At 69.9% G+C, this 12,489-nt stretch carries 14 protein-coding genes; 5 read left to right on the top strand and 9 right to left on the bottom strand.

Features of this window, described 5'->3' with window-relative positions; genetic code table 11:
• Positions 1-197: 197 nt before the first annotated feature.
• Positions 198-1,133 carry an alpha/beta hydrolase gene (locus ACIQOE_RS11425; protein ID WP_401411058.1) on the bottom strand — a complete coding sequence of 312 codons (936 nt, stop codon included), beginning with the start codon at positions 1,131-1,133 and terminating at the stop codon, positions 198-200.
• Positions 1,130-1,354: a hypothetical protein gene (locus tag ACIQOE_RS11430; protein WP_401411060.1), complete on the bottom strand. Its 225-nt coding sequence runs from the start codon at positions 1,352-1,354 to the stop codon at positions 1,130-1,132. The genes ACIQOE_RS11425 and ACIQOE_RS11430 overlap by 4 nt, the downstream gene beginning before the upstream one ends.
• 212 nt (positions 1,355-1,566) lie before the next feature.
• On the opposite strand from ACIQOE_RS11430, the gene ACIQOE_RS11435 reads away from it, so the two are divergent.
• Complete coding sequence (locus ACIQOE_RS11435; RefSeq protein WP_401411062.1) at positions 1,567-2,478, top strand: helix-turn-helix domain-containing protein; 912 nt, start codon at positions 1,567-1,569, stop codon at positions 2,476-2,478.
• A 420-nt stretch (positions 2,479-2,898) separates the two neighbouring features.
• Here the strand turns inward: ACIQOE_RS11435 and ACIQOE_RS11440 are convergent, their stop codons facing one another.
• From ACIQOE_RS11440 to ACIQOE_RS11450, 3 genes are all read right to left on the bottom strand, one after another.
• Positions 2,899-3,240, bottom strand: a complete 342-nt coding sequence (locus ACIQOE_RS11440) for a cupredoxin domain-containing protein (protein ID WP_401411064.1) — start codon at positions 3,238-3,240, stop codon at positions 2,899-2,901.
• Positions 3,241-3,491: 251 nt separating this feature from the next.
• On the bottom strand, positions 3,492-4,280 hold the full coding sequence (locus ACIQOE_RS11445) for a ferritin-like domain-containing protein (protein ID WP_401411066.1): 789 nt from the start codon (positions 4,278-4,280) through the stop codon (positions 3,492-3,494).
• Positions 4,277-4,966: a ferritin-like domain-containing protein gene (locus ACIQOE_RS11450; protein ID WP_399011254.1), complete on the bottom strand. Its 690-nt coding sequence runs from the start codon at positions 4,964-4,966 to the stop codon at positions 4,277-4,279. The genes ACIQOE_RS11445 and ACIQOE_RS11450 overlap by 4 nt, the downstream gene beginning before the upstream one ends.
• A 237-nt stretch (positions 4,967-5,203) precedes the next feature.
• On the opposite strand from ACIQOE_RS11450, the gene ACIQOE_RS11455 reads away from it, so the two are divergent.
• Positions 5,204-7,021 (top strand): cytochrome c biogenesis protein CcdA, encoded by a 1,818-nt coding sequence (locus ACIQOE_RS11455; RefSeq protein ID WP_401411068.1) that lies wholly within the window; start codon positions 5,204-5,206, stop codon positions 7,019-7,021.
• Positions 7,022-7,156: 135 nt separating this feature from the next.
• Here the strand turns inward: ACIQOE_RS11455 and ACIQOE_RS11460 are convergent, their stop codons facing one another.
• From ACIQOE_RS11460 to ACIQOE_RS11470, 3 genes are all read right to left on the bottom strand, one after another.
• The gene (locus ACIQOE_RS11460) at positions 7,157-7,489 is read right to left on the bottom strand and encodes a hypothetical protein (RefSeq protein ID WP_365576860.1); all 333 of its coding nucleotides are present in this window, start codon (positions 7,487-7,489) and stop codon (positions 7,157-7,159) included.
• 161 nt (positions 7,490-7,650) lie between these two features.
• The gene (locus ACIQOE_RS11465; protein ID WP_401411575.1) at positions 7,651-8,295 is read right to left on the bottom strand and encodes a fasciclin domain-containing protein; all 645 of its coding nucleotides are present in this window, start codon (positions 8,293-8,295) and stop codon (positions 7,651-7,653) included.
• Between the two features lie 408 nt (positions 8,296-8,703).
• Positions 8,704-8,955, bottom strand: a complete 252-nt coding sequence (locus ACIQOE_RS11470) for a chaplin (protein WP_362647868.1) — start codon at positions 8,953-8,955, stop codon at positions 8,704-8,706.
• A 306-nt stretch (positions 8,956-9,261) separates the two neighbouring features.
• Here ACIQOE_RS11470 and ACIQOE_RS11475 point away from each other — a divergent pair, with 306 nt between their 5' ends.
• Positions 9,262-9,939, top strand: a complete 678-nt coding sequence (locus tag ACIQOE_RS11475) for a methyltransferase domain-containing protein (protein ID WP_351315703.1) — start codon at positions 9,262-9,264, stop codon at positions 9,937-9,939.
• A gap of 14 nt (positions 9,940-9,953) precedes the next feature.
• Here ACIQOE_RS11475 and ACIQOE_RS11480 read toward each other — a convergent pair whose 3' ends face one another.
• Positions 9,954-11,543 carry an ATP-binding protein gene (locus ACIQOE_RS11480; RefSeq protein ID WP_401411071.1) on the bottom strand — a complete coding sequence of 530 codons (1,590 nt, stop codon included), beginning with the start codon at positions 11,541-11,543 and terminating at the stop codon, positions 9,954-9,956.
• Positions 11,544-11,653: 110 nt separating this feature from the next.
• Here ACIQOE_RS11480 and ACIQOE_RS11485 point away from each other — a divergent pair, with 110 nt between their 5' ends.
• Both ACIQOE_RS11485 and ACIQOE_RS11490 read left to right on the top strand, forming a co-directional pair.
• A complete protein-coding gene (locus ACIQOE_RS11485; RefSeq protein WP_351942070.1) occupies positions 11,654-12,025 on the top strand; it encodes a hypothetical protein in 372 nt (123 codons plus the stop codon).
• Positions 12,025-12,456, top strand: coding sequence for a response regulator (locus tag ACIQOE_RS11490; protein WP_351942072.1), 432 nt, complete (start codon positions 12,025-12,027; stop codon positions 12,454-12,456). Before ACIQOE_RS11485 ends, ACIQOE_RS11490 begins: the two co-directional genes overlap by 1 nt.
• The last annotated feature ends 33 nt before the right edge of the window (positions 12,457-12,489 follow it).

Raw genomic sequence — 12,489 nt, forward strand, 5'->3', positions numbered from 1 at the left:
GGACATCAGACGTGATCTTGCCGCCGCGGCGGCAGGATCGGTCCGCGGATGCGGGGCAGGGCGGTGCTCACCGCCCGAGGTGTTTCTTGCCGAAGAGGCGCCCGAAGTTCTCGCCTGTGACGCCGCCGACGGAGTAGCCACCGCCACCGCACACGCCGATGACGCGGCAAGGGCTGGGCAGCGCGGCCCGCGGGTGATCAGCCCTGGTCGGCGGTCTCGCCCGTCAGATGCTCCCGGAAGAACGGGACGGCGTGGGAGACGGCCCGGTCGACGTACTCGGGCACGTCGTAGAAGCTCATGTGCCTGCCGCCCTCGACGATCTGGAGCCGCTTGGCGCTGCGGACCCGGCCGTGCAGTTCCGTGGACATCCACAGCGACCCCGCCTCGCTGCCGGCCACGATGAGGATCGGCTGGGTGAGGAGGTCCTCGACCATGTGGAAGGCGTCGAAGGTGAAGATCCGCGAGACGCTCTTGGTGAAGAGGAACCTGTTCTTGGCGTTGGGGTGCTGGGCGCGCGGGGTGAGGTAGTAGTCGCCTGCCTCGACCAGGTCGCGCGGGGTGTTCTCGTCCGGCTCCGGCGGGACGTAGGACAGGTAGGCCGGGTCGGCGCCCTTGGTGGCCTCGGCGGTCCGCTGCTCGGCGAGGGCCCTGAGGGTGGGGACGGCGGCCGCGTCGGAATCGGTGCCGTACCAGCCGCGGCGGAAGGAGGTGCCGATGTTGACGGCGCTGACGGTGGTGAGGGCCTTGATCCGGTAGTCGGTCATCGCGGCGCTGACGCTGTAGCCGCCGCCGGCGCAGACGCCCAGGGTGCCGATGCGCTCCGGGTCGACGCAGTCGAGGGACTGGATGTGGTCGACGGCGGCGCGGATGTCCTCGACGCGGGCGTAGGGGTCCTCCAGGTGGTGGGGCTCGCCGCCGCTGTCGCCCTGGAAGGAGGCGTCGAAGGCGAGCGCGACGAAGCCCTGCTCGGCGAGCTTGCTCGCGTACAGTCCGGCGGCCTGTTCCTTCACGCCGCCACCGGGGTGGACTACGACGACGGCCGCGTGACGGGTGCCCGGGGCGGCGCCGTCGGGCAGGTAGAGGTTGCCCGCCATGGTGATCGGGCCGTTGGGGAAGGTGATGGCTTCCATCATCTGCTCCTGTTGTTGTGCGTGGGTGCGGTGCGGTGCGGTGTGTCCCAGTGGGTGCGCAGGTGCGCGAGGTCGTCCGGAGGCAGGTCGGCGGCGTCGAGGGCACCGGAGACGTCCGGCCGGGCCCCGGCGACCGGGGCGGTGAAGTCCCCGATGGGCCGGCCCGGCCCGGAGAAGACCTCGGAGGCCTTGCCCCCTGCTCGATCCGTAGCCGCGTTCCGCATTCCCGGACACGGGCGAGCATGCGCCTCTCCGTCATTCTTCTCTCGATCACGGAATTCTTCTCTGGACCGCGGAATTCTTCTCGGGACCACGGAAACGACGGTCACACGCGCCCGGCGCCCCCACCAGAGGAGACTTTCGTCCCGGGAGGAATCCATCCAGGGATAAAAATGTCCCTGCCACCCCGGCTGCCCGCCGGGTGACACTGGAGGACATGACCAGCCGTGCGCGCCCCGATGAACTGGGTGCCTTCCTGAAGGCACGCCGAGCCGACCTGAGCCCGCGAACGGTCGGCCTCCCCGAGGGCGGAGCCCGCCGCCGCGTCCCGGGGCTGCGCCGCGAGGAGGTCGCCGCCCTGGCCTCGATCAGCACCGACTACTACACCCGCCTGGAGCAGGGCCGTATGCAGGCGTCGGCGCCGGTGCTGAACACGCTGGCACGTGTCCTGCAGCTGGACGACGACCAGCGCACCTACCTGTTCCAGCTGGCCGGGCGCCCCTCGGACAGGCCGGCACGCCGGTCCGCCCAGAAGGCACAGCCCCGGCTGCAGCGTCTGCTCGACGACCTGGCCACGACCCCGGGAATCATTCTCGGCCGGTGCATGGACATTCTCGCGTGGAATCCACTCGCGGCGGCCCTCGTCACCGACTTCGCGAGCATTCCGGAGAAGCACCGGAACTATATCCGCCTGGTTTTCACCGACCCGCGCATGCGGGAACTGTATGCCGATTGGAAGAACGTGGCCCACACCTGTGTGGCCCAGCTGCGCATGGAAGCGGCACGCACCCCGGACAGTCCGCGCCTGGCCGCGCTCGTGGGCGAGCTGTCGGTCCAGGACGCCGACTTCCGGCGGTGGTGGGCCGACCACCACGTCGCGGTGCGCGGAGTCGGTACGAAGACGCTCAGGCATCCGGTGGTGGGCGAGCTGACCCTCGACTGGGACACCCTCGCCTCCACCGCCGACACCGACCAGCAGCTCGTGGTCTGGTCCGCCGAACCCGGTTCCCCCTCCCACGACGCCCTGCGCATCCTCGCGTCCTGGGCCGGTTCCACGGCCTCGGCCGCCACCGAGACCGGAACCGGAACCGGCACCGGCACCGGCACCGACCGCTCGCTGCCGGGCTGACCCGCGCCGCCGTCGTACTCGGGCCGGGACACCGACCAGGCCGACCGCCACCCGGCAGCATGTCGTCATCTGGACGGCGGACTCCGGCAGTCCCTCCGGAGAGGGGTCTTCGTCGTCCGGCAGCAGCCGACGAGCAGCGCTCAGGCCTCCCTGCGCGTCGTCCGTGAACGCCCGCCGTCAGACACCTCACCGGCGTGAGTGGGAGCAAGACCCCGATGGCTCTTGGACTTCTCGGCGTACTCCTTGATGCCAACCTCGGTATTGCCCTCCGGCACGAGCAGGTACGAGTGGTGTGTGCCGACTCTGTGCCGGTACGGGTCCCAGAACGCGCGTTCGGGAGTACGGCACCGGGTCGGCGTGCGGTCGGGGCCGGTACTGGGGAGCTTGTCTGTGACGGCCTCTCAGGACACAGGCAGAGGGTCAGCCGACAGTGAGCGCGCCGGACATGAACGGGTGGAAGTCACACCGGTAGGGGTAGTCGCCGTGAGTACGGGGCGCCGTGAACCGCGTGCTGCCACCTGGGACGATGCGTCCGGTGTCGAAATTCGCGGAGCCGTTGGCGGTCACCGTGTGGGGGTCGGTGTCCTTGTTGACGACGGTCACGACTGTGCCGGGAGCGACCCTCAGCCGCTTCGGGCTGAACCCGAAGTCCTTGATCACGATGCGGTCCGGACTCGCCCGCGAAGCAGGCTGCGAATGTGCGGTCGCGGGTGGCAGGCAGGCCGCCGAGAGGACAAGTACGACCAGAGTGGTACGGGTCATAGCCGCCCGCGACAAGAGTCCGGCGGAGCGAAGGACATGCATGGTGGTCCTTTCGGGATGCGCGAGGTGGGCGGTCGTACTCGCTCGACGGCAGGGTCCGAATCCGCGCGGTCCAGCGGTCACCCGGGCCGGCGGCTCGTTGCGTTCAGGCTCATGGCCGAGAGCGCGGTCTTCGTCGAGCACGGGCCGCCGGGCGGGCTGCCGTCCATGACCGGAGCCTCAGGCAGTGGTGCGGCCGGTCAGTCGAGATGTCACACGGTCAGCAGTGCGGGTTTCGCCGCGTGGTCCGTCCGAAGAAACGCATCCGGGACCGGATACTGACCCAGGACGAAGCGCAGGATGGCGGCGTGCATCGCCTCGACCGGGGCGATGCTCGCCGCTGTCGTGATCCCCGCGTGGCTGCTGACGTGGCCTGCGGCGAAGAGGTAGGTCTGCGCGGCCTGGTCCTCCAGCGAGAGAGCGAGCCGGGCGACCTCGCCGACGTTCCTGGCCCGGCCGAGCGCTTTGAGCGTGGCGGGCTGGTTGGACAGCGGCACTCCTTGCACCGCGGGGCGCCCCGCGCCGGTCAGCGCCGCGTTCCAGGCCCTGGCATGCTCAGCGTGCTGTTTCATCGCGACTGTCGCGAAGGTACCCACCGCGGGGGGCACCGCGCCGAGCCTGCCCGCCCGGGCCGCTTTCAGGGCCGCGTCGTACGCTCCGACCGCCTGGTGCTCCAAGGCCACCGCGAGAGCGACGACCCGCAGGTCTCCGGTGTAGGGGCTGCTCTGCGCGGCCGGCGCGGACGACCTCTCGGCCGCGACGGCGGGCTCTGCCCCGGCGCCCGCCGCGACCGCAACCGAGGCCACGGCGACCGCGGCTCCGGCGCCCGCGAGGAAACGGCGGCGGTCGACGTCACCGGCCCGCACCTCCTCGGTGAGCGCAGCGACCCCTGCGCGCATCGCGGGCAAGGACTCCTGGTGCGCCTCCTCCATCTCGCCGGTGAGGCGCACGAGTTGCTCCTCGCTGATGCCCAGCTCCCAGCCCTGCTCGGTGGTGTTCACCTGACGGCTCCCTCGGTGATCGGAGAAGCGTTCTTGACGGAGTAGAAGGCACTCGGGAACCCGACCGAGCCCGCCGCCGAGGGCAGCGCGGAGATGTGGGTCGGCAGAGCGACCAACTGCGGCTTCCCGGCCTTGAGAAGCGCCTGTACGGCCAGCAGGACCGCCCGGTGCTGGGCTTCGACCGGCGCGATCGAGGCGAACAGTGTCCGCAGCCGGGCGTCGTGCACCTGCCCGGTGTTCTTGGTGTACGTCTGCGCGGCGACGTCCTCCAGGGTGATCGCCAGCGCGACCACATCGGCCGGGCCCTTGATCTTGGGCAGTGCCTGCTTGACGACGGCGGCGTACCTGGGGTCGGGCGAGTGCTGCGCCCGCCCGCCCGCGCGTGTGACCGCCGAGTTGAACGCGCGTGCGTGCGCGGAGTGCTGGCTGATGGTGGTGCCGATGAAGGCGGCCACCGTTTTGTTGCCGTGCCGGATGAAGGGGAGGCCCGCTGCCGTGCGATAGACGTCGACGGCCAGGTTCTCCAGCGATGCCGCCGTCTGCAACGCCATGACGTCGTTGCGGGAGGTCCGCCCGTCCAACTGGCCGAACTCCGTTCCGGTTCGTCGCACGGCACTGCTGTTGAGGTCCTGCGACTCCTCGGTCAGCTGCCGCAACAGCCGGTCATCGATTCGGTTTACGCCCATCACGCCCCATTCCTCATCTGTAACGGCGTCCGCTCGATCACGGGCGCCTTCCAGGAGGGGATCCGGAGCCGACTGCCGGACAGATTGGCCGTTTCGGCATACTTCACCCTGAAGGGTGAGGATATGTCTCTGGTCTGGGGCAGAGCCGGACGCGCGACCAATCCGGAAGGGCGGGCTGTTTCGGATCAGGGGGGAGCCGGCCGGGAGGGCCGACCTGTACCCCGGAGGCTGCTTCGCATGATCACCTTGGTTCTGATCGGGTTGCTGGGAGGGCTGATCACGGCCGTGTCGCCGTGCATCCTGCCGGTGCTTCCGGTGGTGTTCCTGGCGGGCGGGCCGGGCGGCAGGGCGGGCGAGGGTCCGCCGGGCGGTACGACGGCACCCGAGGGCGGACCGACCGGCCGGGCGAGCGGTGACGGGGCCGTCCCGCTGTCCGCAGAGAGCCACGGTGACGTCCTGGTGGCCGGTCCGCCGTCCGAGGCGGCCCCACGCAACCGGCGGCCGTACGCCGTTGTCGCCGGCCTGGTGCTGAGCTTCAGCTTCTTCACCCTGCTCGGCGTGACGATCATCTCCGCGCTCGGCCTGCCCGACGACATCCTGCGTTACGTCGGGCTGACGTTGCTGGTCCTGATCGCCCTGGGGCTGGTCTTCCCGCCGGTCGAGCGGCTGTTGGAGAAGCCCTTCGCGCGGATTCCGCAGCGGCAGGTCAACAAGGAGGGCAGCGCGTTCGCGCTGGGCCTCGGTCTCGGTCTGCTCTACGTGCCGTGCGCCGGGCCCGTGCTGGCGGCCATCACCGTCGCCGGTGCACGCGGTGAACTGAGCCTGGACATCGTGGCGTTGACGGTCTCCTTCGCCCTGGGCACGGCTCTGCCGCTGCTGGTGTTCGCACTCGCGGGACGGCGGGTCGCGGAGCGGGTCGGCGCCTTCCGCAAGCGGGCCAGGGGCCTGCGGATCGCGGCAGGCTGCCTGATGACGGCGCTCGCGCTGGCGCTGGCCTTCAACGTGACCGACTCGATCCAGCGGGCCCTGCCCGACTACACCTCGGCGGCACAGAAGAAGATCGAGGACAGTGACGTGGCCCGGCAGAAGCTGTCCGGTCTGTACGACGACTCCAACAAGGAACTCTCGCGCTGCGAGGACGGCGTGGACGAGCTGCGCGCGTGCGGACAGGCACCGCCGATCGCCGGCATCGCGAAGTGGCTCAACACTCCGGGCGGACGGCCGGTCGACCTGAAGCAGCAGCGCGGCAAGGTCGTCCTGGTCGACTTCTGGACCTATTCGTGCATCAACTGCCAGCGGAGCCTGCCGCACATCGAGGCGTGGGACCGCGCCTACCGGAACGCCGGGCTGGAGATCATCGGCGTGCACTCTCCCGAGTTCGCCTTCGAGAAGGACGCCGCCAACGTCGCCGGTCAGGCCCGCAAGCTGGGTGTCACGTATCCGGTGGCCCTCGACAACCAGCTGACCACCTGGAACAACTACCGCAATCGGTTCTGGCCGGCCAAGTACCTGATCGACTCCCACGGGACCGTGCGCTACTTCAAGTTCGGTGAGGGCCAGTACGCCCAGACCGAGGACCTGATCCGCACCCTGCTCAAGCAGGCCGACCCGTCGGTCGTACTGCCCCCGAAGACGGGGCAGCGGGACGCGCAACTCACCAAGGACCGCACTCCGGAGACCTACCTCAGCAATATGCGGATCAGCGGGTACGTGGGTGACCCGCTCCTGAACGACAAGCCGCGGACCTACCGCTTCCCCAGCGACATCCCGGTCAACAGGCTCTCTCTGGACGGCACATGGACGGCCGGGTACCAGTACTTCACCGCGGGCGACCACGCACGGCTCGCGTTCACCTACCGGGCCAGGAACGTCAACCTCGTCCTCGGCGGCAAGGGAACGGTCACCGTCCTCGTCGACGGCAAGACCGTGAAGAGCGTACCGGTGGCAGGCACGCCCACGCTGTACCGTCTCGTCGACGAGAACACGGCCCGGACGGCACATCTCGAACTCCGGGTCACACCGGGCGTCCAGGCGTATTCCTTCACCTTCGGGTGAGGCCGGCCCGGCCGAGTCGCCATGCCGCCCCAGGTCGCTTCAGGCGCCTGGGGCGGTTCCGTTCATGCGGTGGAGGCCCGTGTCAGGTGGCGATCGTAGGGGCGGGGATCCGCGGGTCCGGTTCCGTGCCCAGGCTCAGAGGGAGAGCGCGGACCACGCCTGCCAGGCGGTCCGGAGTTCGGTGTGCCAGTGCAGACGTGGGTCCTCGGCCGTGCGGGAGCTCAACGACTCCGACGCCAGAACATGGATCGCGCGGGGGCCGTCCGGCCACGGCGCGGGCAGCAAAACCCCCGCTGAGACGCAGGTGAGTTGGCGCAGGTCGAGGGCGACCACCGTCGCGCCCGCGCATCGGTCGGTCAGCTCGGTGCGCAGGGCGTGAGCGGTGCCCGCGGTCAGCGGACCGGCGACCGCGCACCACAGGCGCGTGCCGCTGACGGCGAGGGCGCGGACACGGAAGAGCGCCGACATGGGCTGTGCTCCGTCATCTCTTCTCACCGGCCGGGCGACGGGCCGGTTCGGATACAGCGGTGAGGGGCGGGGCATGTGCCCCGCCCCTCACCCTTCTCCCCGTCACAGGAGTCGGGGGCCGGGTGCCGTGACAGCAGGCACCCGGCTGTGCTGATGGCTCGTCAGCTGGACGGCATCAGGACGGTGTCGATGATGTACACGTTGGCGTTGGCGGTCTTGACGTTGCCGCAGACGACCTTGGCGGAGTCGTTGACCGTGTAGGACTCGCCGGAGCCGGACGTGGTCAGCTTGGCCTTCTCCAGGGTGTCGAAGGAGCCCTTGCTCAGGTCCTTGGGCGCCAGGGGCTGGCCCACGACGTGGTACGTCAGGATCTTGGTGAGCTGGGCCTTGTCCGCGAGGACCTTGTCCAGGGTCGCCTTCGGGATCTTGGCGAAGGCGTCGTTGGTCGGCGCGAACACCGTGATGCCCTGGGCGTTGTTGAGGGTGTCGACCAGTCCTGCCTTCTTCACCGCGGTCACCAGGGTGGACAGCGCGGGGTTGTTGGAGGCGGCCGTGGCCACCGGGTCCTTGGCCATGCCGTCGAAGGAACCGGCACCGCTCTTCGGCACACCGGAACAGGCCGGGCCGAACGGCGCGTCGGCCGTGGTCGCGCCACCGCCGCCCATGCTGCTGCCGGAGGCGGACGCCTTGTCCGAGGTCTTGGACTTCGCGGAGTCACCGCTGTTGTCGGAGCAGGCACTCAGGGCCAGCGGAAGCACGGCGGCGGCGGCAAGGACGACCGCGGAACGGCGGATACGAGTGTTCATCATGAATCTCCTGTTGTCGGTACGGCACGTGCCGCCTGCAGACGGGGAAAAAAGTTGTTCGAAATCAGTAATGCTGACTGGGAGTTCGCGCGCGCCGCCTGCATTCCGGACTGCGGAACGCGCTGCTTTCTACGGCGGTGTCGATCTCTTCGTCGGCCACATGGGGAATCCGGATCCGCGGACTCCCCGGATTGGCCGTCCGCCCGATCCGATGAATTTTTTTCTCGGACCAATCCGCGTCCGGACCTGCTACGGATATACGGCCATGGAAATCGACCGTGGTCGGCGGGAACCCTGCTACGCCTGAAAAGGGGTGCCCCGCATATGCCGGGCACGGCGATCGGCGGGGTGCCGCCGCCGGCGCCTCCAGGGTCCCGGGAGGCGCCGGCGGCCGACGGGGTCAGCCGGTCACATGCCCCGGCCGAGGTTGGCGCAGGTGTTGCCGAAGGCCGGGTTGAGCAGGGCGATCACGTTGACCGAGTTGCCGCAGGCGTTGACCGGGATGTGCACCGGGATCTGGACGACGTTGCCGGACAGCACGCCCGGAGAGCCCACGGCGACCCCCTGCGCGCCCGCGTCGGCGGACGCCACGGCGGCACCGCCCAGCACCACGGCACCGGACGCGACCAGCAGGGCAGCACCGCGCATCACACGAGACATCATGTTCTTCTCCTTCACAGAGCCGGCATCGGCGGATCCGGCCGCCGTCCGACGCGCCGTTCGCCTCGGACGGCGGTAATCCGGGCCCGCGTCGCTCAAGGACGGGTCTCTCGGCTCGTATTCACCCGAAAGGCGCAGTAAGCGACTCATATGCACGGTGGACGGGCGCCGCCCTGGCGAACGGAGGCGGTGTCCGCGTCCGCACGCCCGTTCGACACTCCCGGAAGGCGGGACCGCGCGGGACTCACTAGCGTCGTGCACGGCCGTTCCGGCCATGCGAGGAATTCACGACCACGGGGAGCGTGTGTGACCACCGCCGGATCACCGGAGGCCGACTTCCCGGACCCCTGGGCGGGCCCCGCCTACGGACAGGCGGTCCGTGCGGGGGCGGGCGACCTGTCGCTGCGGGACCGGGAGGGCTGGAGTCTGCCTCTCGACGTCAGGCGGTGGACAGGGCGGGCGGACGCCGGGGACCGGTCGGTCGTGGAGCGGTGCGTGGGCCGGGTGCTGGACATCGGCTGCGGTGGCGGCCGGCTCGTCGAGGCGCTGGCGTCGTGCGGAAGAGAGGTGCTCGGGATCGACGTGTCGCCCTCGGCGGTGGCCTCGACCCTGCTGCGGGGTGGCGCGGCACGCAGCGGGTCGGTGTTCGGTCCCCTGCCGAGGGAGGGTTCGTGGGACACGGCGCTGCTGATCGACGGGAACATCGGGATCGGCGGCGCGCCCCGCGTGCTGCTGCGGCGGATCAGAGGCCTCGTCCATGGCCGGGGACTGCTCATCGTGGAGTGCGTCGAGAGCGACGTGGACGAGTGCCGCCGGGTCCGCATGCACGCCGGGCAGCGGCCCGTCGGGCCCTTCTTCTCCTGGGCGACCGTCGGTTCCCCCGCCCTGGTCCGGTACGCCCTGACGTCGGGCTGGACGGTCGCCGAGCAGTGGACCACCTCTTCGACGGAACGTCACTTCGTCGCTCTGCGCGCCCACGCCTGAGGCGGAGGCGAGCGTTACCGCACGGGTGATCCGGAGCCCTCCGCGGCCGGGGTGCCGACGGGGAGGGTGAAGGCGATACGGGTGCCGGGGCCGCCGGTGGGCCGGAGGGCGATGGTGCCGTCGTGGTACTCGACGATCTTCTTGCACATGGCCAGTCCGATGCCGCTGCCGGGATAGCTGTCCTTGGTGTGCAGGCGTTGGAAGATGACGAAGATGCGGTCGGCGTACTCCGGGTCGATCCCGATCCCGTTGTCGGTGACGGAGAAGTTCCACATGCCTGCCTCACGTGACACGGCGATGTGGATGTCCGGCGTGCGGTCGGGGGCGCGGAACTTCACGGCGTTGGCGATGAGGTTCTGCCAGAGCATGCCGAGCTGGGTGGCGTCTCCGGTGACGGTGGGCAGGTCGTCACGGGTGATGCGTGCGCCGGACTCCTCGATGGAGAGGCTGAGAGTGTCGAGTGTCTTGTCGACGAGCGCGTTGAGGTCGACGGGTCCGTCGTTGTTGTGGACGCGGCCGATGCGGGAGAAGGCGAGCAGGTCGTTGATGAGGACCTGCATGCGGTTCGCGCCGTCGACGGCGTAGGAGATGTACTGGTCGGCACGGGCGTCGAGGTGACCGCCGTAGCGGCGCTGGAGCAGCTGGGTGAAGCTGGAGACCTTGCGCAGGGGTTCCTGAAGGTCGTGCGAGGCGATGTAGGCGAACTGCTCCAGCTCCTCGTTGGAGCGTTTGAGATCGAGAGCCTGTTCGTCCAGGAGGGAGCGCTGCTCCTCGCTCACGGCGAGTTCGTCGGCCAGTCGGCGGCGCATGGATTCGATGTCCGTGCCGAGCTGTCGCAGGTCGGCGGGGCCGGACGCGGCGATGGCGTGGGTGAAGTCGCCGCCGGTGACCTGACTGGCGTCGTGGCTGAGCCGGGCCAGCGGGTCGGTGACGCCACGGCGCAGCCCCTCGAACGCGGCCACGGCCATCAGGACGATCACCAGCGCGATGGCGGCGAAGATCCAGTTGCGCAGCCGCTGGGCGTTCCGCAGGTCGCTCACCGCGCTGGTGCGGGCGTCGAGAAGACGATCCTGCTGGGCCGTCATGGCCTGGCGCAGGTGGTCGAAGGCGGCCTTGCCCTCCGTGGCCCGGTCGGTGGCCAGCGGCACGGGGGCGCCCGCGGGAGCCTGGGAGACAGGGGTGGCGATCCGCTCCTGCCACGTCCGTGCGCGGTCGAGGACGGTCTCCAGGTCGGCCTGGCCGCGCGTGTTGCCGGCGAGCAGCTGCCTGAGCCGGTCGACCGCCGTCTTCTCGTCGGTGAGTCCCTGCCGGTAGGGCTGGAGGAACTCCTTCTGGCCGGTCAGGCCGTAGCCGCGGATGCCGGTCTCCTGGTTGACCAGTGCGATCTCCAGGCGGACCGAGTTGGTCAGCGAGGGTGAGCGGGTGTTGACGAGGTTGTCGGTGATCGAGGTCGCCCGGCTCAGGGTCCACACGCCGAGGCCGCTCAGCACGGCCAGCAGCACGAGGGCGCAGCTCACACTCACCTGCAACCAGCGGCGTGTCGCCCAGTGTGCCGTCGCGCCTCGCCGTACCACCGGCTCCGGATGTGCCTGACCTGCGGTCATCTCGTGTGCCCCTCACTCGGATGTCCGCCTGACGTGCACGCGGCGTGCACACTTTAGCGTGACGACAACGATTGTTGTCACGCGCTCGGAACAGGCCCTAAAGTGTGCCCATGCCAGGCATCCACTTCTCCTTGCGGATGACCGACGCCGAGATCGGCGACCTCGCAGCCATCGAGATCGACGACCTCGTCACGCGGCTTGTCCCGGAGGTATTCGCACCCGTACAGGGCCCCGCCGACCACACCCCCGAACAGGCGACGGCCCTGGCACAGCTGCATCTGCTCACCTATCTCCGCCAGGCCGTGGACCTGCTGGAAGTGAAGGCCGCTCACGCCGCCGCCGACGCCGGCGCCGGCTACCCCCAGATCGGCCGGGCCTCCAACATGACCCGGCAGGGCGCCCGCCGCCGCTGGCCCGGCCTGCTCCACCAGTCACCCGACGCACCACACCGCCCCACCAGCCCCGAAACCGGGAGTCCGTGATGATGATCGCCCCTGCCCGCCCCTACGACGTCCTGCTCGTCGAGGACGACGAGGCCGACGCACTGCTCATCCAGGACGCCCTCCAGGCACGCGGAGCCCGCCGCCTCACCCAGGTCCAGGACGGCGTCGCCGGTCTCGAATACCTCCGCGACCGGGCCAACCCCCGCCCGGACCTGATCGTCCTGGACCTCAACATGCCGCGCATGAACGGCCGTGAGCTCCTCGCCGTCATCAAGGAGGACGAGGACCTGCGCACCATCCCGGTCGTCGTCCTCACCACGTCCTCGGCCCCCGAGGACGTCAGCGGCGCCTACCGCAAGCACGCCAACGCGTACGTGACCAAGCCGGTCAACCTCGACGACTTCGAACGCGCGGTCCAGAGCATCGACATGTTCTACCTGGAGACCGTCACCCAGCTCCCGCGTTCCTGATACGCCGCCCCCCGATACACGCGCACCGGAAGG

Origin of the sequence: Streptomyces sp. NPDC091282 (genome assembly GCF_044757385.1) — a bacterium.
GTDB classification, from domain to species: domain Bacteria; phylum Actinomycetota; class Actinomycetes; order Streptomycetales; family Streptomycetaceae; genus Streptomyces; species Streptomyces gramineus.